Below are 223 nucleotides of genomic sequence, written 5' to 3'. Positions count from 1 at the left end.
CGTAACAGCCACCCTTTTGTGCTCGGCTATTTGCCGTATCAGCATAAGGAGATGGGCAGTTTTGTTGATGCCATTTTTCAAGAGGCAGTGGCCAAGACGCTTCCATTTCTTGAGATGCAAAACTCTCAACTTCTCGTACAAGTTCTTTACCAAGAACTAACCACATAAAAAGGGGTGTAAATATGACAGCGGTTAAAATTGCCCATTTACTTTTTTCAAGGCG

Annotated in this window: 1 pseudogene; it reads right to left on the bottom strand. The window is 42.6% G+C overall.

The features are described 5' to 3' along the window. A pseudogene (locus V6260_RS18885) lies at window positions 1-223 on the bottom strand (hypothetical protein); the annotation flags it as partial.

Source organism: Pseudoalteromonas aliena (genome assembly GCF_038155085.1).
Taxonomy (GTDB): Bacteria; Pseudomonadota; Gammaproteobacteria; order Enterobacterales; family Alteromonadaceae; genus Pseudoalteromonas; species Pseudoalteromonas aliena_A.
This window is presented reverse-complemented; position numbering and strand designations above follow the sequence as displayed.